Annotated in this window: 17 protein-coding genes; 6 read left to right on the forward strand and 11 right to left on the reverse strand. The window is 37.6% G+C overall.

All coding sequences use genetic code 11. The annotated features are described in order from the left end of the window. Positions 1–11: 11 nt before the first annotated feature. The gene (locus ALPR1_RS01985) at positions 12–2,000 is read left to right on the forward strand and encodes a hypothetical protein (RefSeq protein ID WP_008198047.1); all 1,989 of its coding nucleotides are present in this window, start codon (positions 12–14) and stop codon (positions 1,998–2,000) included. Further along, positions 1,994–3,151 (forward strand): alanine racemase, encoded by a 1,158-nt coding sequence (alr, locus tag ALPR1_RS01990; protein ID WP_008198049.1) that lies wholly within the window; start codon positions 1,994–1,996, stop codon positions 3,149–3,151. Before ALPR1_RS01985 ends, alr begins: the two co-directional genes overlap by 7 nt. Positions 3,152–3,214: 63 nt before the next feature. Here the strand turns inward: alr and ALPR1_RS01995 are convergent, their stop codons facing one another. Further along, complete coding sequence (locus tag ALPR1_RS01995) at positions 3,215–4,315, reverse strand: hypothetical protein (RefSeq protein WP_008198051.1); 1,101 nt, start codon at positions 4,313–4,315, stop codon at positions 3,215–3,217. A gap of 420 nt (positions 4,316–4,735) precedes the next feature. Here ALPR1_RS01995 and ALPR1_RS02000 point away from each other — a divergent pair, with 420 nt between their 5' ends. Together ALPR1_RS02000 and ALPR1_RS02005 are read left to right on the forward strand one after the other, a co-directional pair. Further along, entirely contained in the window at positions 4,736–5,146 is a 411-nt protein-coding gene (locus ALPR1_RS02000) for an Rrf2 family transcriptional regulator (protein ID WP_008198053.1), read from the forward strand. Positions 5,147–5,199: 53 nt separating this feature from the next. Next, positions 5,200–6,036, forward strand: a complete 837-nt coding sequence (locus ALPR1_RS02005) for an SDR family oxidoreductase (protein ID WP_008198055.1) — start codon at positions 5,200–5,202, stop codon at positions 6,034–6,036. 88 nt (positions 6,037–6,124) lie between these two features. On the opposite strand, the gene ALPR1_RS02010 is transcribed toward ALPR1_RS02005, so the two are convergent. The 10 genes from ALPR1_RS02010 to ALPR1_RS02055 form a co-directional block, all read right to left on the reverse strand. Continuing rightward, positions 6,125–7,231, reverse strand: a complete 1,107-nt coding sequence (locus tag ALPR1_RS02010; protein ID WP_008198058.1) for a peroxiredoxin family protein — start codon at positions 7,229–7,231, stop codon at positions 6,125–6,127. Between the two features lie 277 nt (positions 7,232–7,508). Further along, positions 7,509–8,027 (reverse strand): DinB family protein, encoded by a 519-nt coding sequence (locus ALPR1_RS02015; protein ID WP_008198059.1) that lies wholly within the window; start codon positions 8,025–8,027, stop codon positions 7,509–7,511. Positions 8,028–8,209: 182 nt separating this feature from the next. Then, positions 8,210–8,821: a serine acetyltransferase gene (locus tag ALPR1_RS20160; protein WP_008198062.1), complete on the reverse strand. Its 612-nt coding sequence runs from the start codon at positions 8,819–8,821 to the stop codon at positions 8,210–8,212. Between the two features lie 320 nt (positions 8,822–9,141). Beyond that, on the reverse strand, positions 9,142–9,651 hold the full coding sequence (locus tag ALPR1_RS02025; protein ID WP_008198064.1) for a hypothetical protein: 510 nt from the start codon (positions 9,649–9,651) through the stop codon (positions 9,142–9,144). A gap of 238 nt (positions 9,652–9,889) precedes the next feature. Continuing rightward, positions 9,890–13,519: an amidohydrolase family protein gene (locus ALPR1_RS02030; protein WP_008198065.1), complete on the reverse strand. Its 3,630-nt coding sequence runs from the start codon at positions 13,517–13,519 to the stop codon at positions 9,890–9,892. A 154-nt stretch (positions 13,520–13,673) separates the two neighbouring features. Then, positions 13,674–14,714, reverse strand: a complete 1,041-nt coding sequence (locus ALPR1_RS02035; RefSeq protein ID WP_008198067.1) for a response regulator — start codon at positions 14,712–14,714, stop codon at positions 13,674–13,676. Next, positions 14,714–15,106 carry a response regulator gene (locus tag ALPR1_RS02040; protein WP_008198068.1) on the reverse strand — a complete coding sequence of 131 codons (393 nt, stop codon included), beginning with the start codon at positions 15,104–15,106 and terminating at the stop codon, positions 14,714–14,716. The genes ALPR1_RS02035 and ALPR1_RS02040 overlap by 1 nt, the downstream gene beginning before the upstream one ends. Before the next feature lie 68 nt (positions 15,107–15,174). Further along, positions 15,175–16,551, reverse strand: a complete 1,377-nt coding sequence (locus ALPR1_RS02045; RefSeq protein WP_008198069.1) for a sensor histidine kinase — start codon at positions 16,549–16,551, stop codon at positions 15,175–15,177. 60 nt (positions 16,552–16,611) lie between these two features. Next, positions 16,612–20,325, reverse strand: coding sequence for a sensor histidine kinase (locus tag ALPR1_RS20165; RefSeq protein ID WP_008198071.1), 3,714 nt, complete (start codon positions 20,323–20,325; stop codon positions 16,612–16,614). A 609-nt stretch (positions 20,326–20,934) separates the two neighbouring features. After that, the gene (locus ALPR1_RS02055; RefSeq protein ID WP_008198072.1) at positions 20,935–21,462 is read right to left on the reverse strand and encodes a nuclear transport factor 2-like protein; all 528 of its coding nucleotides are present in this window, start codon (positions 21,460–21,462) and stop codon (positions 20,935–20,937) included. A 240-nt stretch (positions 21,463–21,702) separates the two neighbouring features. Here ALPR1_RS02055 and ALPR1_RS02060 point away from each other — a divergent pair, with 240 nt between their 5' ends. Together ALPR1_RS02060 and ALPR1_RS02065 are read left to right on the forward strand one after the other, a co-directional pair. Beyond that, complete coding sequence (locus ALPR1_RS02060; RefSeq protein WP_237701608.1) at positions 21,703–23,601, forward strand: tetratricopeptide repeat-containing sensor histidine kinase; 1,899 nt, start codon at positions 21,703–21,705, stop codon at positions 23,599–23,601. Beyond that, the gene (locus tag ALPR1_RS02065) at positions 23,598–24,329 is read left to right on the forward strand and encodes a LytR/AlgR family response regulator transcription factor (protein ID WP_008198074.1); all 732 of its coding nucleotides are present in this window, start codon (positions 23,598–23,600) and stop codon (positions 24,327–24,329) included. Before ALPR1_RS02060 ends, ALPR1_RS02065 begins: the two co-directional genes overlap by 4 nt. The last annotated feature ends 20 nt before the right edge of the window (positions 24,330–24,349 follow it).

The following is a 24,349-nucleotide window of genomic DNA, read 5'->3' on the forward strand; positions in this document are numbered from 1 at the left end:
TAATTCAATAAATGGGATTAACGACCGATAAGGTATTTAATAATTTCGACCAAAGCCTTCAGGAGTTTATAGACTCAGGAGCACTGACCAAACAGGAAAAAGCGACCAAATTAGCCAGCCATATTGATATATTAAGCCTGACCCGTAGTGGTCTGGCTTATTTATATAGCAAAAGCTCTGAGCTGGATCAAGCAGGTTTTTTTAAGGGTACTTCTTGGAGTGACCCAGATAAACTTGTTCCCTATTTGGTGAAAGGTACGCTGAAGCATGGCCATCCTTCCTCCAGTTTTGAGACACTATCTGAACTTAGGATGCTGCGGTATGCCAAAGGAGAAGCCCATCATGAGGCCTTGTCGACGGAGGATGCTCAAAGCTTTTTGGAAGAAGTGATCGTTCATAATTTGGAATTTGCTTTGCGTGAGCCAAGTGAGGAAACACGCATGAAAATGCCTGAAAGAGAGTTGAAAAAGGCTTTCAATCTATTTGGGTTTATCATGTCTGAGTTGACCCTGACCGGAGTTTATGAAAAATTGGTGGATGAAGTCAGGCTGATTTGTGAACAAAGGCCCATCAGGACTCAAAAGGCACGTGAATTAATCAGCTTAGTCAACCGGAGGTTTGATACCTCTGGAGATTCAGAAAATGACCAAGTAATTCGGGTGTACATCAACGCACTTTACGCTCCTTCTCAAGGATCTATCCAACATGAGGGAAAGGAGAACTATTTGAGGTTTTTAAAAGCTGCTGATGAAACAACACTTGCTTCTGAAGCCCATGAGATGGGTGAGCATATGAATGCCACGGGTCTTGTCAGTGGATACCATGCCATTTTATTGAGGCATATTCTTCATAGCAATTCTAATCTGGTTCCGATCTGCCTTGATTTAAATGATCGGGGAATTGCGGAATGGGAAAAATTCCATGAACTGGTTTCTACATTAATTTTAGAAACTGTCAGCTGGGATAATTGCCAATGTATTTATGGTTTGGCGAGAATGCTTGGAAAGAATTTGTTTTCTAGAAGGGCTGTTCGAGTGGGGTTGGAAAATTTGCGCAGGATCAAAGTAAACCATCAAGTGGAAAAAAGGATTTTGAAATCCTTAAAGGCACCTGACCGAGAGGTAACAGCCTTGCAGTATCTGATTGGAGGAACCATCAAAGTCTTGGGACAGCCTCTTGGAGTGGGACAAGGCAATAACCCAACTTGTCAATCTGCCCGTGGAATTAGTATGTGGAGTCAGCATTCCCCTGCTAAGTTGATTGATATGATCATTACGGTCACCACTCAGAATAACTTGATCATGAGGTTTGAAAATCAAAACCTGATTTCAAACCATCTGACCAAAGGGCTTCTAGATCAAATGGATTATAATCTGGATGTGGTATCTGTAGTTCTTGTTCCTCATCTAGACAAAATCTATAATGAAATGATGAAACTTTCTACAGGGCGATTGGATGATCCACATAAGTGGGTAAATCCAGCCATGTATGGACAGTGGATTCAAGTGGGTTTTGCTTCATGTTATGATTACATGAGTAATTCTATCATGGATTTTCCAGGCTACGTAAGGATATTTTACGCATCGTTTTATCCCGATTTTAATGGAAATCAACAAATGGTTTACCCAAACCCTGTTGGCATATTCATCACAAGCAATAAAGGAGACATGATCGGTTTTCATGCCATTTCCTTATTGCGAGTAGAAGAAAGCCCAAGTGGTGAAATAAGAGCTTATTTTCTTAATCCAAACAATGAAGGTAGGCAAGACTGGGGTCAGGACATTTGGCCTTCTGTGCATGGAAATGGTGAAAAACAAGGAGAGTCTTCTCTTCCATTTTACCAGTTTGCAGCAAGAGTCTATGCCTTTCATTACAGTCCACTTGATGTGAAAAATGGATTGGATAAAGTTCCTACAGAGGAAGTAGAAAGAGTAGAAAAGCTGGCTAGAGAGAGTTGGGGTAAATCGTATATCTGGAATCAACAAACTAAATTATGGTAAGGCACTCATCCCGAATAGAATTAAGTCAATCTTCATTGACGACCAATATAAACTTCATAAAAAAGAAAATAGGAAAGGGAGTACGAATCTCTTCTGTGGTGAAAGCCAATGCCTATGGTCATGGGATCACTGAGTTTGTGAAAATGGCTGAAAAAGCTGGGGTAAGTCATTTTGCCACAGCTTCTGCGTTTGAAGCAGAAGAAGTGATGGATGCCAAATCTGAGAATAGTGAGGTGATGATCATGGGGATTCTTTATGATGAGGATATTGATTGGGCAGTAGAAAACGGGATTGAATTTTATGTGTTCAATTATGCCAGGCTGCCTTTGGTGTTGAAGTCAGCACAAAAACTTGGAAAGAAAGCCAAGGTTCATATAGAGGTAGAGACTGGAGCAAATCGAACAGGACTCACTGATAAAGAGTTTTTGCCCACCCTTAATTTTCTCAAGAAGCATTCGGAGGATATTATTTTCAAAGGGCTTTGTACCCATTTTGGTGGGGCAGAAAACATTTCTAATCAGTTTAAGATCAATAAACAACATGATCGGTATAAGAACTTCTTAAAGAAATGTAAGCAAAAAGGTATGATGCCTGAGGTAAGGCATATCGCCTGCTCGGCAGCAGCTTTGGCTTATAAAGATACCGTTTATGACATGGTCAGAATCGGGGTTGCTCAATATGGATTTTGGCCGAGCCCTGATATTTATTACATGCATCTGCAGGAAATTGGGAAGCAATCAGACGGAGCACTTAAACGAATTTTTACCTGGAAAACAGATGTCATGGATATTCGTGATGTAGATGAAGGGGAGTTTATAGGCTATGGAACCTCCTTTCAGGCTGTTCAGGACATGAAGGTGGCTGTGATGCCACTGGGTTATTCCAATGGCTATCCTAGAGCGCAGTCTAACCGAGGCCATGTATTGATTAAAGGAAAGAAAGTGCCGATTGTAGGCCTAATAAATATGAACTTGTTTATGGTGGATGTCACCAATATCCCAGGAGTTGAATTGGGAGAAGAAGTGGTATTGGTAGGAAGGCAAAAAAACAATACCATCAATATCAGTTCATTTACGCAAGTGACTCAGCTTTTGAATAATGAAATGCTTAGCCGGCTTCCTTCAGCAATTCCAAGAAAGATTGTGAAATAAAAAGGAGTTGGCGAAACGATAAACTTTCAATTGTTTTTTATTAAGTCTTTTGAATGAAGAAGATCAATCTGATCTTTTCATGATTATTCTGGTTGATAAATTGGAGTGGTCTTCAAAATCATACTTTAAGTCGATAGTTAAAAAATCTTCAGTGAGTTCATGGATTAATACATATTGCCTCCAGCTATTTTCTGGGAGCATCATAAAATAGGTTCCAGTTACACTCAAAACCCATTTTCCATCTTGATTCTGAACAAAATCAGAGTTTCTACCCTTGACTATTGATTCAATTTTGTTTTCCAAAGAATACGTTCCTGATTCCATCAAATTAATAGAAAAATTGAGATTGATTAAGGAATCTATAGGGCCCAATTCACCAGGATTGGAGAACTCTTTGAAAGTCCATCTTCCAGTCAATCTGCTTTTTATTTCTGAAAGCTCTTCTGACGTTGGAAAACCTGTTTTAACTATTTCTATTTCACTGAGAGTTGGAAATTTCGAGTTTTTAAGATGAGAAGTATTTGCCAAAATAATTTCTCCCATTTTTGCCAAAGGATAGAAAATATATTCATCTAGATTTTCTTGGTTACTTACTTGAAGGACAGAATATTGACCACTTTTACGAATCTTCCAGTCTGAAAAACTTGCATATCCATGCCACTTTCCATTATGAGTGATGATTAAACTAGAGGAATTCAAAAAATGAAATATTAATGGATTTTGGAGATTATTTTCACAAGTTACTTTCCATTGAGTTTTCGTAAAATCATCATTTCTCAGTTGGGAATAAGCTGGTTGATAAGGAATCAGTGTGATATAATTTTCAATATTATCATTGATTCTAAAAACTATGCTGTCTTGATTGGTTGATACAAGGTTCAGGTTTGTCCTTTGGAAATTAATCTGATTTCCGTTCTTGATTTTTAATTTTTTAGCCCTGTTAATGAAGTTGTGGATTGTTACTTCATCATTATTAAATTCAAAAATGGCGTTTCCAAGTGAAAATGCTTCGTAGGTTTGACTTTTATCCTTAGGATTCTTTAATGAATTAAAAGTTTTAATGGATCTCTGATAGGCCATTCGCCATGTTCCACTTAGCTCTTGAGCTTTGATTGTTTGGATTACAGATAAGAAAAAAATGAGGAATAAAATGTTTTTACTCATGCTTTTGGGTGTGTAAGAATTACTACCTAAAGTTAAAGGAGTTTTATTTTGGCTTCTAATTAAAATATTTCCAAGAGAATATTATTACTATTTCGCAAGATTTAGTTGATTTAGGTTAACTGGTTTTGAATTGCCATCGAATAATTTAATTCAAAATATTCTACAGCATTTTCAAAAAATATTTTCAGCTTATCTACTTCCAAAATAAACTCAAAAGAATCCAAGGTTTCGATACTCCTCTAAAGGCTTTGAGGCTAATACATAGAGTGCAAACAATACATCACTCGATTTATCATTCCCGCTTTATTTGCTTTGATTAGGAATTCTTAGGCGTATAGGCTGGGGGGAGATAAAAAATAACTCGATCTTTATTGTAATAAAATATGTTACAATAAAGATTTTCATTACCTTTGGAGTCTAATGAACAACACAAGATTCGCAACAGCTATTCATATATTAACCCTTCTCGCAGATAGTGAAGAGGAATGGATGAGTTCGGATTGGATCGCAGGCAGTATCAATATCAATCCTGTGATGGTAAGGAAGGAAATTGGCGTTTTAACGAAAGCAGGACTTGTGGAAAGTAGAAAAGGGAAAGTAGGAGGTAGTAAGCTAGCCAAGCGAAGTAGTGATATAAGACTAGATGAAATTTATCTTGCGGTGAAGAATTCAGATGTGCTTGGAAAGAAAAATTTGAAACCTAATGTGCTATGTCCCATTGGTAAAAACATCAATCAAAAGCTGGGCAGTTTATTTTCAGAAATAGATAATTCTGTGATCGATGAGCTGCATGGTAAAACTTTAGAAAATTTCGTGAAAAAATTCAGCTGATATTTTTTTGCATCAATATGTAACAAAATCTATTACAAATTAAATTTAAGATTATGAAAATTGGAATCACCGGAGCCACCGGACAACTAGGAACCTTAGTAGTAGAGGAATTGAAAAAAAGAACAAATGCGGCCAACCTGGTTGCTCTTGTTCGTACTCCAGAAAAAGTGGAGGGAATTGAAGCCAAGGCGTTTGATTACGAAAAACCTGAGAACTTGGTAGAAGCCTTGAAAGGAATAGATAGTCTTTTGCTGATTTCTAGTAATGAGATTGGGAGAAGAGGCATACAGCATGAAAATGTAATTAAATCCGCCAAAGAAGCTGGCGTAAAGTGGATAGTTTATACTAGTATTTTAAAAGCAGATACTACCTCTATCAATCTTGCTGGAGAGCATTTGATCACTGAGAATTTGCTGAAAGAATCAGGAATTCCTTTTACGATTCTTAGAAATGGATGGTACACCGAAAATTATACTGCTTCGATTCCAGGAGCTGTACAAGCAGGTGCTTTTATAGGAAGTGCTGGATATGGTAGAATCTCTTCTGCCACACGACAGGATTTTGCCGAAGCTGCAGCTGTAGTATTAACAAGTGAAAACCAATCAGGTAAGGTGTACGAACTTTCAGGTGACGAATCTTATACCTTAGGCGATTTGGCCGCTGAACTATCTAAGCAAACGGGGAAAGATATTCCTTACCAAGACCTTCCAGAACAAGAATACAGTAAGATTTTGAAATCCATAGGATTACCGGAGGCCTTGGCAGATGGATTAGCGAGTTGGGATGTTTCTGCTTCCAAAGGAGATTTATATGACGAGAGAAACACACTTTCGGCGCTTATAGGAAGGAAAACCACTCCTTTGTCCACTGCAATAAAAGCAGTTCTGTAACAAAATTTTATTAATGTTATAAAATGAAAAGCCGATCCCATGGGTCGGCTTTTATCTTTATTATTTAATTTTTAATTTCTTCAAAAAGTTATCCGTTTACCTTCAAACTATCTAAGAATTCTCGGTCATTACCAATTATGACTTTTTCGATAATTCCTTTTTCATCGATGAGAAAAAAGGTCGGAGTACTAGTCACTCCGTATATTTCCCCAAGCTTTTTCGCATTTGGGATGACAGCAAAAGGAGCTTTTACCTCATCAAAATATTCAACTAGTTCTTGCTGCTCGTCAAAAGGAGCAATATAAAACGCTGCAATATCTTCTGAAAGCTGAAATTTTTCTTGATTGATGTGCATGATTGCTTCGTGGCAATAACTACAACCCACACTTGAAAAGTTGAGTAAAACTTTTTTTCCACGATAATCAGCCAAGTTCAAAGGCTTATTTTGGAGGTCCTTCTCAGTAAATAGGGGGGCTTTTTCACCTACCTTCAGCAAGTTTACATCTTTATTTTGCCCGTAAAAGGAGGAAGTGTAGTTTTCAGGAAACTCATAAGAGAATTCAGATTTTGTCAGTTCAAAATTGTAATCTGAATACTCGTAAATTACCTTTTGAGATAATTCTCCATTATAGTAATTTCTCCTTTCCCATCGATCCAATTGTTTGGAAGCAGGATTTAAAAAGATGTGTTGCTCTGTATAAACCGTATTTCCATCAATAACTGTATCGGTTTCTATTCTAAAATAGTTTTTTAGATTTTGCCCGTTTAGTAATGTATCCTTGACCAATTCCCAGTCCTTTTTTCTTAACAAAGTAATTGGTGAATACTCAATGTCATTGGTATGGTTGATGTAATTGATTACAACCTTAGGCTCATTTTTTTTAAATAGGACTACTTTTTCGTTTCTATGATTTACCGATTTAAGATCCTCATCGATATAGATCATATTGGAGTGTTTTTTATTTAAAATAAAATCATAGCCAAAGAAGCTGTCTTTATTTTTTCTGAAAATTGTGGACGCTTCAATGGTATCAATTTTCCCAACTGGATTTGGGTAGTAAGCATATTGCTTATAACTGATATAGTCTTGACTTAATAAGTCTAATTCGACTTGCTTCAATAAATCTCTAGGTATTTCAGTACAGTTAGAAAGCAAAAGAATAGCAATACATGTTAGGTAAGTATAAAGCTTCATGCGATTTATTTTATCGAGTAAAAGAACAGTTTAAAATCCGTTATTGTAGGATTAGTCTTTTATGTTAGTCGATAAAGCATGGTTTTATATGACAGCCGACAAGTCACTATTGGCATTGACATTTTGAATGTCACAAGCGAGTTCAAGAAAAATCTGAATCATATTTTGCAGGCTTTTTATCCCAAATTTTGGAAGCCTATTTTTTTAAATGATTGGGTAGTGGTGAGCAAAAAAACAAGGGGTACGCTCCAGTAACTTAAATGATGCTTTTTTATTTCTATTTAATATTACCCCTGGCTTTTTCTCTAACCCATTCAATATAGTCTGTTTGAGGTATTTTGGAAATTCCCAATTGACGCATCATCATCACTAGTTGACCCCTATGATAAGTACCATGATTAAGTACTGTTTGAATTATTTCACGAGCAGGTATTGAAAACTTTTCATTTTTGTGTTCAAATTGAATTTCCTCTTCTAAATCTGCTTTGCTTGTAAAATCTTTGAAATCCTCTGAGGTAATATTCCATTCCCTAAAAAGATCTGAATTTGATCCAGAAAACTCATCTACTTTTTTGACATCCCAACCCTTATTATTAAGTCTTGAAAGCCAACCTGTTTCTGCAAACCAAATATGCAATACAGTCTTTCTTATGCTAGGAAAACTCCCGATTAATTCTTCAGAAAGTAATGCTTCATCTTGTTCTGATAAAGTGCTTATTAATCTTTTATTCGCCCATAAATTATACAAGGCATAGTCTAAATATCTTTGACGAATTTCTTCAGATTTCAAGGTCATGGATGATACTATTTTTTGAAATATATAGGATTTTTTACCCTTTCACTTAATAAAGAGTGTGTTTTAGTACCCACAAAGTCCAGGATAAAAGTGTAAGATATTCATCCGAGCCCTAAATAGGACTAAGAATCAATAGTATATTCTATTAAAACAATTTGATTTATGAGAAAGATTAAAGATACTTATACTAGGTTAGTTTCCTTTTCTAAATCCTTTATATTCAGAGGGTTTCCATAGACAACCTTATGATTAGGGATGTTTTTTGTTACAACCGTATTGGCTCCAATAATAGCATTTTTTCCAATCACATTCTCACCTATAATTTTTACACCAGCATAGCAAATCACATCATCATTAATGATATTTCCTTTCGCAGTTTCGTTACGGTGACCAATGGTGCAATTTTGGTAAATTTTAAAACCCTTACCGATTTTATTCCTTGAACCTATCACGGTCCCGGTTCCATGAACAATATAGAATCCTTCACCTATTTGATTCGAGTAGTAAATTTCACAAGAACACAGATCTTTCATTAAAAAATGAATGGCATTGAGCGATTTGCTAGAACTATCTATGCTGTGAATAGTACTTCCAAAACGATATAAGAAAATGGCTAATTCATTTTGATTGTTAATGATTCTTTTAACCAAGTCTTCCATGGAAACATGATCAAAATGATAATTAACATCTTTCAAAGTTAGCTCTAATGCTTCATGAATAATTTCTGGCTCATAAAACAATAAATCTGGCTTGACAAAAACTCTATTTCCTAGGTATTGTATAAATTCTTCCATGATTACTAATAGAAATGGTCAAAAAAAAATGTTTGTAAATGTTCCTCGGTCTATGGGTTTATGTCAATCCGTAAAAAAAGTCCTTTAGGATTTAGAAAGTACAAAATTAAGAGTTTCGTCCAATTCAACATATGTTTTTTTTGATTTCTGTATCATTTTAAGAAAAACTTGATAAGGAGTTAAACGGTCTCTATTAACCGTCTGGCAAAGACTAGAAGTTAATGATTTTCGGTTTAGAACTGACTCAAGCAATTCCGAGTGGATCCGGATACAGTCGAATCCGCCTTAACTTCAATTAGACATAGTCAGTAAAATTTTTACTAATTTGATAGAAATTCAGTCACCACAGAACTTTTTTCGGATTCCATTTCACAAGTCCAACTATCGATCCACCATCTTCCATTTTCGAAATGAAGTTGTACGCTATTAAGTCCTCTAATATTAGATTCCGTTTCGGGGTCTGTACGTATTTCAAAAGCACTCCAAACTTGTGCAATATTTCCATATTTGCTGACTATTCTTTTAAGTTCCTTTTCATAAAAATTCTCTTTCGGTGATAATCCGATTGGGATATATTCCGCTTCTAGAGTACGGGATTCCGCTTTTCCGTTTTCGTCCAGTCTTGTGATTACAGCATTTTCTGAATGAATATATTTATCTCTTTCAAATTCCCAAGGCTCACTACTTGACCCTGAAACGACATCGTAATATGCATTTATAATTGCATCTATTGATTTCACATCCTTCGCATATTTTTCTTCATTCGTTTGTGCGAAAATTGAATTGAAAGCAAAAACTAAACTTAATGAAGTCAGAATTCTTTTGTTCATATCGGTTGGGTTCAATTTTTTGAAAATGGTTTGTGTAAACCTAAGTGCTGTCTGTGGCTTGTGTTTATATCACATGTATCCATTGTAGATTTGGGAGTTGATGAAACAAATTAAAAATATTGTCGATCCTTTCTAGTGATCTCTAACTATTTTAATTAGAGGCAGATATTTAAGTTTTTGTAAAAAAAATCCCTCAGAGCAATCGCTCTGAGGGATTTCTATTTGATTAAAGTAAATCTTACTTCAAACTGGTATTCGGTATCGGAGCAACCTTGGTCCAAGGAGTGACATCCATTTTTCTCGGGGTAGGATAGACTTCATCCAAGGTGTTGCCATCGTAAATTCTTCCGTTTTTCACCACATGGGTAATGGTATTGGTGTTTCGGATATTCTCCAAAGGATTGCTGTCCATAATCACCAAGTCGGCTAGTTTGCCCACTTCGATACTTCCCAATTCCTTATCCAATCCCAAAGCTTCGGCACCGGAAATTGTCGCTACTTTCAAAGCGTCATGGGCTTCCATTCCGCCGCTTGCCACAGACCAAAGTTCCCAGTGATAACCTAATCCCTGCAGCTGTCCATGCGAACCTACTCCTGCCAAGCCACCTTGCTCAAAAATTGACTTGATACCTTCTGCATGCTTCATAAATACATGATCTTCCGGAGCAAACCAACCCCCCAAGCTACCGGCTCTTCTTCTGGCTTTGGCATTGAGTTCCTCGTAAGGCGTGAACCGATTCAGCTTTGGATCATGCAGTGGGCTTTCGGTCGTATAGTAATAATTCTCTGCCCAAGGTCCACCATAAGCTACCAAAAGGGTAGGAGTAACAGCCATTTTACTTTCTGCAATGGTTTTGGTTACATCCTGATACAATGGATGGATCGGAATGGAATGTTCATGTCCTGGATAACCATCGATCAACTGGGTCATATTCAGTTTGAAGTCCAAACCTCCTTCTGTAGTGGGCATCAATTCTTGTTCTTTGGCAGCCATAATCACCCATTGTCTATGCTGTCTGTTACCCACCAAGTACATTTTGATATACTGGGTATTGTAATACTTGCTGTATTGCTTCAGTACATTTTTGGTTTGATCCAGAGATTTCAGATTGTACATCCAATAACCAACACCTGGACCAGTGCTGTATACTCTTGGGCCTGGTACCATGCCGGCATCCACCATATCACCATAGGTCAATACATCGGTAGTAGCGGTTTGAGGATCTCGGGTGGTGGTGACTCCATAAGCTAAGTTGGCCGCATAAATCCAAACTGTGTTTTTATGCAATCCCCAGGTAGGCCACATATGTGCATGGGTATCAATAAAACCCGGAGTAATAGTTTTGCCAGACATATCCATGACTTGAGCTTTGCCAGCATCTAAAGTGCCGGAGGCGCCAACAGCTTTGATCCGATTATTTTCGATCAGAATATCCCCATTTTCAATGACCTCATCTCCTTTCATTGATACAATTCTGGCATTTGATAGGAGTACAGAGCCTTGTGGGATGTCTTTGGTATAGTAAACAGAAACTTGATTTTCTATGGGTTTATAAGTTTCCTTTGCCTTTTTATCAGCTTTATAAATACTATCTGCTTTTGCTTTTTCCTTGTCGTTTTTCAGTATCTCTGCCAAGGCCTCTTTTTTGGCTTTGGCTACTGAATCAGCTGCTTTTACAGCTTCAGGTCCTAACGCTTTTAAAGCAGCAACGGAGTCTGCAGCAGCCATCATTTCTGCTTTTTTAGCTGCTTTTACTGAATCTTCTACAGTGACAGCTCTGTCGATATCATATACCCAATGACCATTTCCCAAAGACCAATGCACTTTCTTGCCATCTGCTTCCCAAGCTGGCCATTCTCCGCCGATTTCAGTTAACTGACGTGAAGGGAAATTGCTTGATTCTGGGTTGCCTACATTGATACTTGGTGTCTTACCAACTTTAGGGATTTGGACTACATAAATGTTGTTATTCACTTGTGCAACAGCCAAATCACCTTCTGGAGCCATCAATATAGTACTAGCACTACTTGGTCTCATCTGTGGTTCCTGTGCACTTGCTCCTTCTGGAAGCATGCAGTAATTCACCGCATCTGCATTTGACATTGGCAAACCCATTACATATCGAATGTCAGTTGCTTCTTCTGGGTTTGTTGTGTGATCGTGGCTATCATGAGATTCTGCCACCGATCCAAAAGGAGTAATCCCTGTGATTTTAGCATATTCCTTTTCATCAGTTCCATCCCATCTAACACTTAGCAATGTTCCTCCAGGACCATTTAAAAATACCCTAGAAGTGTCTTTGGTAAAATGAACATTTCCATGATTTCCTGCTTCCATGATTTTTCTAAACTCCCCACCATTTGCCGGTATCCAAACCAATTCTGCTTCAGAACCATTAATGCCTGGCCCCTCTGCATCTTTCATTACTTGGTTAGAAGCTTTAAAAACAGCAATTCTATTATTGGGTCCCCATGCGGGCTGCATATACAGTGCTTTCTCACTACTTAATTTTGTCACAGTATTGGTATTGCCTAGAGAGGCTTTGAACAATTGACCACCCTCTGATTCATCCCAGCCAACAAAAGCCAGTTGAGATCCATCAGGACTCCAAGTAGGCATAGCCTCTGTAAAATCATTGTCAGTAACTCTCCTTGGCTCCCCTTCTGGATAATCCATTACATAAAGTCTGTTCAATGCAGTGAATGCTAATTTCTTACCGTCCGGAGAAGGAGCCGCATCTCGAATCTGTGTAGCTCGAGCAGCTGTGGTATCTTTGATTTCATAATTAAAATATAACCGAGGTCCCATGGCCAGATTTACGTCTACCTCGAAAGGAATCTCGGTAGGCGTTCCTCCATCTACCGCAATTTTCCAGATTTTACCACCATAGGAAGTGATCACATTTTTGCTATCTGGGGTGAAAGCCATGGCTGGTAATACTCCTTGAGGAGCAATGGACTCCTGTTCATCTCTTTGCACTGGATAGGCAAGCCACTTCTCTTCCCCGCTTTCTATATTTCTTAAAACGAGACCGGTTTTTTCTTCCCATCTGCTGCCATATACCATCCATTTTCCATCGTCGCTGAGCGTTGGGGTAAATGCCGAGCCATATCTTGAGGTGATCGTATTCAGTTCTCCTTTATCAAAATCGTAAGTTCCAATCTGGTATTGTGGAAGCAAGGCATTGTAATTCCATGAACCAGATCTTTGTGAGAAATAGACCTTTTTGCCATCTGGGCTTACAAATGGATCAATGGTTTTGATGCTACCCGGATTTTCATTGAGTTGGATTCCTCCACCACCATCTTTATGGTACATCCATAGTTTGGTAATTCTTCTACCTTTTGCTACGACAATGTATTCACTGTCGGGAGTCCAATCTGCTCCGGGAACGTCCCCATTTTTATCTTTTGTGATCTGGACTGTGTCTTTTTTGTCCATATCTATGTACCAAAGGTTGTCACTACCGGCACGATCAGAAGTGAATAAGATCTTTGTGCCATCGGGAGAATACCTTGGGTGCGTTTCATAAGCCATCCCAGTGGTGATTGGGCTCGCTTTACCTCCTTCAATTGGAATGGTATAGATATCTCCTAATAAATCAAAGGCCAGTGATTTTCCATCTGGACTGACATCTACACTCATCCAAGTTCCCTGTGAGGTGTTGAATTTTATTTCTCTTTCAGGCTTTAAAGGGAGATCTTTGAATTTTGGAGAAACAATAGAGTCTTTCTTGGTGGAGTCAGCTAGGTGATAAGCTTTTTCATCCAAAGGAAGGAGCTCTTTTTCTTGCATTGGAACCATTGCAGCAAAACTGAAACTAGCTCCCAATGCAAGCAAAACTGCTGGTTGGATAAGTTTTTTCATACGACTTTATTATTGGGTAAATAAACTACGTTAAATTTTCCTTTTACAGAATAAAAATGCTGTTCAAAGCTTAAAATAGATCGATTTCGACCATTTTTTTAGGAAAAAATACAGGTTACTTTAAAAAAATAAGGTTGGTGATAGGCTTGTTAAATCAGGAAATAACCTCATAAACCATGACAGGCTTGGCTTTATTTTTCAAAATCATTTCGCCAATTTTTGTGATATTAAAATCGTTAGCCACTTCTTCCTGATATTTTTCCAATATTAAGATTTGACCTGGGTTTGCCTTGGATTGTAATCGGGATGCCACGTTGACTGTATCTCCGATCACGGTATAATCTAGTCTTTTTAATGACAATGATCCAATATTTCCAGAGACCATTTCCCCATTGTTAATTCCTATTGAGACTTTGGGTTTGAATCCTGATTTTTCTGAGAACACAGGCATCGCATTCATCTTATCCCTTATTGCAATACTAGCTCGGAGCGCTCTTTTGGCATAGTCCTCACCTTTAAAAACTGCCATTACTGCATCACCAATGAATTTGTCAATAATCCCTTTTTCGGCAATGATTTCTCTCACCATCATATCAAAGTAAGCATTTAACTGGCCTACAACTATATTGGGTTCTTCTGTTTCACTAATAGCTGTAAATCCACATAGGTCTATAAATGCCACAGCTGCTTCCAGTGTTTCATTATCATCCAAGCCCATTCCTAACTCTCTATTGCCCATGAAGTTTAAGACCGTCTCATCCACATACATTTTCAGGATATTATTTTCCTTCATGGTTTTGAGAGTTGCCTTGATTTGTTTGATGGACTCGATAGTTTTCTCAATGGTGATTTCCAGGTCTTGAAAGTCAACTGGCTTTGTAATGAAATCAAAGGCGCCGAGATTCATGGCTGTACGGATATTATCCATGTCTCCATAAGCTGAGATGATGACAGTTTTCAGAAGACTATGTTGCTCTTTTACTTTGGATAAAAGAGTTAGACCATCCATTTCAGGCATATTGATATCACTAAGGATCATATCAATGTCCTTGGATTCCTCCATCACTTCTAAAGCTTTTTTACCATTGAGAGCAAAGAAAAATTCATACTCTTCAGAACGGATTTTCTTTCTGAATTTCTGTTTGATCAATACTTCCAGATCAGCTTCATCATCTACAACTAAAATCCTTGTCATTATTTCTCTGAGTTATTTTTTTCCACCATCGCTGAGATCTCCTTTTTTAGAAAAGCAAAGTCTATGGGTTTGGTAAAGAATTCCTTGGCCCCCGATCCAATCGCTTTTTCATAGTTTTCATTGTCGCCATAAGCCGAGATCATACTTACATTGATTTTAGGAAAACGTTCTTTGATTTTCTTTAAAAGCTCTAAACCGGTCATTCCTGGCATATTTATATCTGAAAATACATATACTACCTGCGGTGGGTTTTCTTTTTCTAGAAAATCCAAAGCTTCCTGTCCTGAAAAAGCAAATGATAAAGCTATCGTTCCACTCCTAATCTCTTTTCTAAACTTCTGACGAAAAAGTATTTCTACATCTTTTTCATCATCTACTATTAAAATGTTCATATCCTTTTCATTAAGTTAAAATAATGATGACTCCGGTACTTTAATAATAAATTTCAGCTTTTAGACCTCTATTTATCTTTATTTGGTAATAAAATCGTAAAAATCGTTTTCTCTCCCTCTACTGACTCTACTTTAAAATCTCCTCCATGAGCTTTAACTATATCGTAGCTGAGGCTCAGTCCCAGTCCTGTACCTTCACCGGTAGGTTTGGTAGTAAAAAAAGGCTGGAAGATCTTTTCTTTTATCGTGTCAGGGATACCATTTCCATTATCTTCAATCGTTAATTTCAAGGTTTCTGGTTTCCCTCCTGTAGCAGGGATTAACTTTGAAGTAACTTTGACTAATGGCTGATAGTTTTCAGGCTTTGTTTTCGCCTTCTCATATACTGCATAAAATGCATTATTCACCAGGTTAAGAATCAGCCTACCAAAATCTTGGGCTACCACTTTTATCTCTGGAAGGTTTGGGTCCAAGTCGAGCTGAAAATCCGAGTTAAAGTTTTTGTCTTTGGCACGGAGACCATGATAAGAAAGTCTTAAAAACTCATCTGCGAGGTCATTCAGGTCAGTTGGTATTTTTTCTCCTGAATTCACCCGGCTATGTTGAAGCATTCCCTTTACAATAGAATCAGCTCTGTTGCCATGATGAGCAATTTTTTTCAGGTTTTCTGTGATGTCATCGACGATTTCTTTGGCTATATCGAGGTTTCCTGCATCAATTTCTTCTTTCATTTCCTCTAAGAGTTCATTACTTAGCTCTGAGAAGTTATTGACAAAATTGAGTGGGTTTTGTATTTCATGAGCAATGCCAGCAGTAAGCTCTCCTAGGGAAGCCATTTTTTCGGCATGGATCAGTTGAGTTTGCGTTGATTTTAACTCTTGTACAATCTTTTCGAGCTCATTTTTTTGAGAGGTAAGCTCTGCAGTTCTTTCTCTTACTTGTTGCTCAAATTGACTTTTTAATTCTTCGGAGATTTTGAGCTCCTTTTCTTTTTCAATGGTTCGGATACGCTCCATTTCCAGCTTTTTCTTTTGTCTGGAATTATTGATCCACATAGCGATTGCCCAGATAAAAGCAAAAGTCTCAGCCGTTTCAAAATAGGTTTCTCTTCTATTATAAAATTCTGGGGCAATGGAAGTTACTATTTCAGTAATAATGGAAATACCTATGATAGGAAGCCAGGCATAGATAAGACCCTTTTTATGTTCCAGTTCTGGAAACTTTAAGGTAGTATATATGATGATTCCTACTAATGCATAGGATGCCAAGCTTAGCACTACTTCTAATGCCGAAATCAATGGAATCAACTCTAAAACCAGAAGACCAACTGCAAGCCATAACCCATAATTGATCAAGCGTTTCCATTCCTCAGAAATAGTTACTGCACCTAAAGGTTTCTTCAGGAAGAATAAAAGCAGTATTGATATAAGATTTACTAAAAGCACGTTTAGAAAATTTGTTGAATTAGGCTATTAATTTGGTGATTAGTTTATTAAGAATCTTGATTACGCTTCTGTTTTTTCAGGAATATATATAGTAAATGATGTTCCCGATGATTCAGTAGTACTACTTTTAACTCTTAAATCTCCTCCATGGGATTTAACAATATCATAACTTAAGGATAGTCCTAAACCTGTTCCTTTCCCAGTTGGTTTTGTGGTGAAGAATGGTTGATAAATTTTATTGATAATCTCTTTTGGGATTCCTGTTCCATTATCTTCCACGGTAATCTCCAATCCTCCAATGACCTTTTTTGTTGATAGTTTAACCATAGGGGAATAATTTTCATCTCCTAGCTGATGTGCCTTCTCATTAACAGAATAAAAGGCATTGTTCACCATGTTCAGAATGACTCTCCCGAGGTCTTGTTGGATCACCTCTATCTTAGGAATAGATTCGTCCAGATCGGATTTAAAATCTGCGTTAAAGGTTTTGTCCTTGGCTTTGATGCCGTGAAAGCTTAAGCGTAAGCACTCATCTGCCAAAGCATTGATGTCTGTAGATTCTTTTTTACCTGATCCCACCCGACTATGTTGTAGCATCGCTTTGACAATCGCATCGGCACGTTTTCCATGAAGTGTGATCCTACCCAAGTTTTCCTTGATATCTCCGGCAATAGCTTCGGTTTCCTCCAAATCTCCATTTTTTAACTCCTCCATCATTTCATCAATAAGCTCATTGCTTACCTCCGAAAAGTTATTGACAAAATTCAAAGGGTTTTGGATTTCATGAGCAATACCAGCTGTAAGCTCTCCTAAAGAGGCCATTTTTTCGGCCTGTATTAACTGAGATTGAGTTTCCTTTAGGTTTTCGTGAGATGCCTCTAATTCTGAATATGCTTTTTCTATTTCCCTTGCATGGGCCAGCTCTCTCTCTCGAGCTTTTTTCTGCTCTGCTTTTAAAACTTGGTTTTTCTGATAGCGGCTGATTGGGTAAATGAATGAAAGAAAGATCAGTCCGTAGATAATGTATGCCCACCAGCTTCTGTACCAAGGGGGCAAAACAGTAAATGTATAACTGATAGGTTCTGTCCATTCTCCGGCTTCTCCTACTGAGGGACCAGTATACCTCGCCATGACTTGAAAGGTGTAAGTTCCTTCTTGGATATTACCAAAAGTGGCACTTGATTTTTTTAAGATAGGGCTCCATTCCTGATCATAGCCATCTAGAAAATACCGATACTCTACTAGATAAGGCTTGGAGACTTCATTGGTAGAAAAGTCAATATTTAGAATGTTATTTTTATAAGGTAATACAAGGTTTTGAGGGATCGGATGAAAAGGTGAGATGCTATCAAATTTGATGGCTGAAAAACGCTCTCTCATCGCTTCCCGCTCTTTTAAACTTAAGCTTCGTCCAAAGGTGCTCACTTCTTCGTTAATTTCGAGGGCTGTAATGGCATCACTTTCGGGATTGTTTTGGGAATGAGCTAACAAATTCCAAGAGACAACTTCCTCATTTATTCTTAATTGCTTGATTTCTACCACCGGCAATTCTTCATTTTTCAGAAGAGAAGGATAGCTAAATCTTGCCAAAGCAGTTTTGTTATTTCCGGTGCCTGCCCAAAGCACCCCTTTGCTATCCAAAAACATCCCGTTTTGGCCGTCAGTGAGATCTTTTACAGGGTAGCCAGTATTTGAATTGAATAATTCTAGGTTTGAAAGTTCAACAAATGGCTCGCCATCTACGGGGCCGTCAAATAAGGCAATGCCCAGATTAGTGCCCAAAGCTATTTTTCCATCAGGGAAAGAGACAATCTGTAAAATCACATCATTGGGAAGACCGTCGGCAGAACTGAAATTAAAAATTAGGGAATTATCATCTGGGAAGTCCCCGGCGAGCAGAGCTTCAATATTATTTGAATTGAGATAACTTAAACCATGTTCGGTGCCTATCCAGATATTTCCAGCAACATCCTCTTCAATGCTGAATACGCCATTGTCTATTAAGCCTTGTTCGATGGTAATGTTCGTGAAAGATTCTCCATCAAATACACTGATTCCTCCATCTGCAGCGCCAATCCAGATTCTTCCAGATTTATCCTCCAGAATGCTGAGAATAGCATAACCAGCAAGCCCATGTTCTGGAGCGTAATTTGTGAAAGACTCCCCATCAAATTTGCTGATCCCACCTCCATCAGTTCCAAACCATAGAATTCCATTAGAATCTTCTAATATGCTAAACACATCATTAGAGGATAGTCCGTGCTCAGTAGTATAATTGGTAAATTTTCTTCCATCAAAAAGGCTTAGACCTCCTCCTCCGCCAATCCAAAGATTCCCTGATTTTGTTTCCCGGATGCTGTAAACAATATCGGAGGCAAGCCCCTGTGCAGTGGTATAATTGGTAAAGCGTTTTCCATCAAATTTGCTGATTCCTCCATTAGCAGTTCCAAACCATAAATTTTGATTGCTGTCTTCGGCTACACTCATGACTATGTTGGCAGCCAATCCTTGAACTGTCGTATAACTGGTGAAACCTTTACCATCGTATCTGCTGATTCCTCCACCATCTGTCCCAAACCACAATTTTCCAGCTCGGTCTTCGGTAATGCTCAGGACATTATTCCCGGCTAAACCTTGTCTTGTGGTATAGGAAGTAAAATCATTTCCATCGTATCGACTAATACCCCCACCGGTGGCAAACCAGATGTTTCCCTCTTTATCTTCGGCTATGTACCTGATCACCATGCTTGCTATCCCATCTTCTAAACTGAAGTTGGTAAAGGAATTACCATCGTATTTACTAACTCCATCTCCCACTGTACCCATCCAGAGGTTATCCCTCGAATCTTTAAAGATCACACGAACTCGATCTCCTGAAAGTCCATCTTCTGTGTTGAAAGTTGTGAAATTATTTCCATCATATCGGCTAACGCCATTTCCATAGGTACCAAACCAAAGGTTTCCATTTTTATCTTCTTCAATGCTAACTACGACATTGCCCGCAAGTCCGTCTTCAGTAGTGAAATTTTCAAATGTAGTCCCATCAAATTTGCTGACTCCAGCACCATTTGTTCCAAACCAGAGGTTGCCATCTTTATCTTCTTTTATGATGAAAACAATGTCGTCCGGCAGTCCATTAGTAGTATTATAATTGGTAAAACTTTTGCCATCGTATTTGCTAGCTCCTCCCCCCACAGTACCAAACCAAAGGTTTCCTTCTCTATCTTCAATAATACTTCTTAGGTTATTGGCAGCGAGCCCTTGAGCTGTAGAGTAATTAGTGAACCCAGTTCCGTCATAGTGACTCACGCCTCCTCCGGATGTTCCAAACCAAAGGTGTCCTCGGCTATCCATTAGGGAAGAGTTTACTGCATCGAGAGCAAGCCCATCATCTGAAGTGTAGGTGGTAAATTGAGCCATTCCCCCTTCTCCTAAAATGAAGGGTTCCCCATCCTCATTTCTTACGATTCCTCCATCTTCATTTCGCATTACCAATAGTGGTAAAACCGCAGGGGGTTCAAGCATAATCCTTTCTCCCTCCGACTCGTAAAAATTAAATTCACCATCATTTAAAGGGAACTGGATAACCTGAGGAGCAGGAGAATTCTTAAGAAAAGTTTTAACTGGAAGTAGGGAGTCTGGTAACTGGGAAATATTGGTTTGTTCAGGCTTACTCAAATTTACTTTGAGTACAGACTCGGGTTTCTCTATGCTTTCTGAGCATGAAACCATAAGAAAAAGGACTACTAAAAATGAAAAATTGGAAACTTTCATTTTTTGTGATTTACTGAATTTGTAAAAAATGGTTGTATCATAAATTGAATAAAACTCTTTTTTAAACTTGTTTTGCCCAATAGATTTAAAACATTAGTATTTCAAAATCTAGGATTTATTTTACCCTGGAAATTTCATTTCTAAGACTGGCAATTTGTTTAAAAAACTGAAACGTGAGTCTCCAAGAAATTCTTGGTTTCAAGTTTACTACCTCTATTCCTATTGCTGTCAGTGGATACTTTGGGTCTACATTTATTAGATGTTAGTTTTCTTAAATTTTGATACTGTTTGGCCTCATAATCTACACTTTATTACGGGATTTTCCATAGGTATAAGGGATTTGAATTTCAACTAATTAACTCATGATGTCGCAGTATGAATACTTAAAATCATTATTTATAGTAGTAAAAGTGATTATTGTGTTTTAAATAGAGTTTAGTTAAATCCATTTAGATTTTAGCAAATCTTTGTACTTCCTAATCAATAGAAAAGCAGAGTTGATCTTTCTTCTAAAGAGGTTCAATAAGGAATAATTAGAAAATAAAAAAATCCGGAAGAAATGACTCAACCCCTTATTGAGTCTTCTTCCGGTGATTAAAAAAATTGTCCCTAGTTGTCTTCTTCTTCCGTCTCATTGGAAGCCATTTCTTCCGCTTCTTCTTGAATTTTCATCATAGCGAGTTGCATTGGTGCATTATTCCAATAGCCAAATGTTTTAACAATTTTCCCATCTACAAATTGAGAGGTGATATGTATTGGAGTTTCTATAGTTTCGCCCGTGGCTGCAATGGTACCTTTCCAAAGTCCCCAATAGTTTACCCAAGTTTCTCCATCGTCTGTTACGACCATTTCTAACTCATCATCATCTGTTTCAATTGTGTAAGATGAAAGGGGCTCTAAATTCAATCTTTGACCGGCAATAGCTTCTTGAATGGAAGAAGGATTTTCCTCCGTAGCGTTAAAGAAGATTTCTGCTCCTTCTGCATATTTTGATTCATATTCAGACCATTCTCCGTTCACATAGTTAGCAACGACAGATTCAAAAATTTCGATTTCTGGCGACTGCTGAGTATATCTCTGATTTTGACTGCAACTGACTATCATCAGTATGGAGCCTAGCATAAAAAGATATTTCATAATCAGATTGGTTTAAAAAACAATCCATTTTTGGAGTGTCTCTACTATTAAGATGGATTTTTTAAAGATGTAATGAAAACGGTTTAGTACGAACCCATCGAAAGTCTTTCCGAACAGGTACTTATTTTTCCCGAAGTAAATTTTATATACAATAAATTGAATTTCAGACCCGTCTATTTATTACATTTAGAAATGAGGAAAGCGTTTTTTCTAACTGTTTTTTTAATTCCCTTTGGGCTTTTGGCCCAGATAGTTGAAAAAAATGGATTTTTTCAATATCAAGAAGTATTCGTGGAGACGGACGATTTTCAGGCAGATTACCTGGATCAACTTGAAAATACACTACTCAAAATAAGTGAGAAGGATACCTTAAGGTTAGAAATTATAAATGACCTGGGCTATTACTACCATACCCGTAATCTTACAAAAGCTCTTAGCATTATAGAAGGAGGTTTATTGGAAGCTAGAGAAATGGGAGATAGTTATTGGGAAGGACATTTGATGGTTTCTCAAGGTGCTATTTTACTTCGGATGGAGGAATTGGATCCTGCAGAGATGGTACTCAAGGAAGCAATTGATAAAATCCCTGAAAGCGAAAGTTGGTTGCTTTATACCAATTTGGGTTATGTCTACGAGAGAAAAGGCTTGTTAGGGGAAGCATTTTCCTATGCCTCCAAAGTTCTTGAGATTGGAGAAACATACGGAGATCCGAAGGCGGTAGCTATGGCTTATTCAGATATGAGTAACCTTTTTTGGAAGCAAGGAAAATTTGAAGATGCATTGGCTTTTGGGTTAAAATCAGTTGAATTATTTGAAAAAAGAGGACTAAAAGACCTAGATTATGATTTTACGCTGCATTTGGTAGGGCAATTTTATGTAGACCTAGGGGAGCCAGAAAAAGCACTTGATTTCTTTCAAAGGTCAGTAGTTTTAGGAGAACGATATGGTTTTTATAATAATCTGAGTGATTCTTTTATCGCTCTAGTCAATTTGCAATCAACTTTAGGAGACTTCACAGGAGCAAAAAAATCTGGATTGGAAGCATTACGATATGCAGAACTTTTAGAGAACGAATTTATGATAATGCGTTCTTACCTGGCATTGGGAAAGGCTAGTAATACCTCAGGAGATCACTTGGATGCAGTAGGTTATTTGGAAAGTGGTTTAGCGAATATCAAATCTAATTTTGGAGATAAATTTTATTTGAGTTTAGTATTTGATGAGATAAGCAAAGCCCATGAAGGTATTGGAGATTTTAAAAATGCTCTTGAAGCAACACGAAGATCAAACCAACTTCGAAGAGATGTTTTTTCTGATGAAGCGGAAGAAAAAATAGCCATACTGCAAACTGAAATGGAAGTTTCCCAAAAAGAGAATACCATCAAATTGCAGCAAGCAGAGCTGGCAAAAAACAGGCTTATGCAGGCATTTTACCTAACGTTGGCAATTGTGGCTGTGGTGTTTTTATTCTTACTATACCGGGTGTTTTTGAGAAAGAAGAAGTATAGTCAACTTTTAGAAAAAAGGAATAAGGAAAAGGAATATTTGCTTAAAGAAATTCATCATCGGGTGAAAAATAATCTGGAAACCATATCCAGTTTACTTTCCCTTCAGATTGCGAGTATAGACAGCTTAGAGTTTAAGCAGATGTTGGAGGAAACTTATACCCGAGTACAAAGTATGGGGATGATACACCTGAGTTTGTATAAAGAGGGAAATCTGAAACAAGTGGAGATGAAAAAGTTCTTTGAGGAATTGGGTAGTTTCATCTTAGATACGTTTGATGCCGAAGATAGAGTAACCTTCGAAATTGATATGGATTCCATTGAATTGGATGTAGATTTGGCTATTCCCATTGGTTTGATTGTTAATGAGTTAATTTCTAATTCATTGAAATATGCTTTTCCAAAAAAGAGTGTTGGGAAAATTTCTGTTTCCTTGCAAGAAAGAGATGGATGTCTTTTTCTTAATGTTTCCGATGATGGAATAGGAATGGAAATGGACTCACCTTCCAAAGGTACTGGGTTTGGTAAAGAATTAATCAACCTACTAACACGTCAATTAGATGGTAAAATGAATTTTTACAATGAATCAGGCACCTCATTTTCATTTGAATTTATCTTAAATAAAGCTGCATGAACCCAACCCGAATACTAATAGTAGAAGATGATATGATTATTGCAGCCAACATTAGTTTACAGTTGAGTAAACTAGGCTATGAGGTCACAGGTATAGAAACCAAAGGGGAAGAAGCTATTCATCATGCCTTGGAATCAAAGCCAGATATCATCTTGATGGATATTCAATTAAAGGGGAATACCAATGGCATCGAGGCAGCTCACGTCATTCACCAAAATTTAGACATCCCTTTAATTTTCTTGACGGCAAATGAGGATGATGCCACTTTTCAAAAAGCAAAAGAAACCCAGCCATTTGCTTTTATTTCAAAGCCTTTCACCAAGCGTAATCTGGAGAGAACGATAGCCTTGGCGGAAGAAAGAGTTAAGGAGCAACCCATGATGAATGTTTCAACTGAACCTGTTTTAGATGAACAAGGAGATAGAATATTTATCAGGAATCAGAATAAGTTAATAAAAGTGATGCTAGATGATATTTTATGGGTGGAAGCTGAAAGAAATTATTGCAAAATCATCACTTTACAGCAACCTTTTCTTATTGTGAGTCCATTGAATAAACTTTGTGATAAATTGGATCACAAACGATTCATACGGATTCACCGATCCTATATGGTCAACTTTGGGAAACTGGACGCAATTACAGATTCCAATGTTGAATTGAACGGAAAAACTCTTCCTATTGGGAAGCAATACAAGGAGGATCTATTCAGTTTGATGAATAAGGTCTAAAAATGAGTGTGAGTATATTG

Origin of the sequence: Algoriphagus machipongonensis, from assembly GCF_000166275.1 — a bacterium.
Classification (GTDB): Bacteria; Bacteroidota; Bacteroidia; order Cytophagales; family Cyclobacteriaceae; genus Algoriphagus; species Algoriphagus machipongonensis.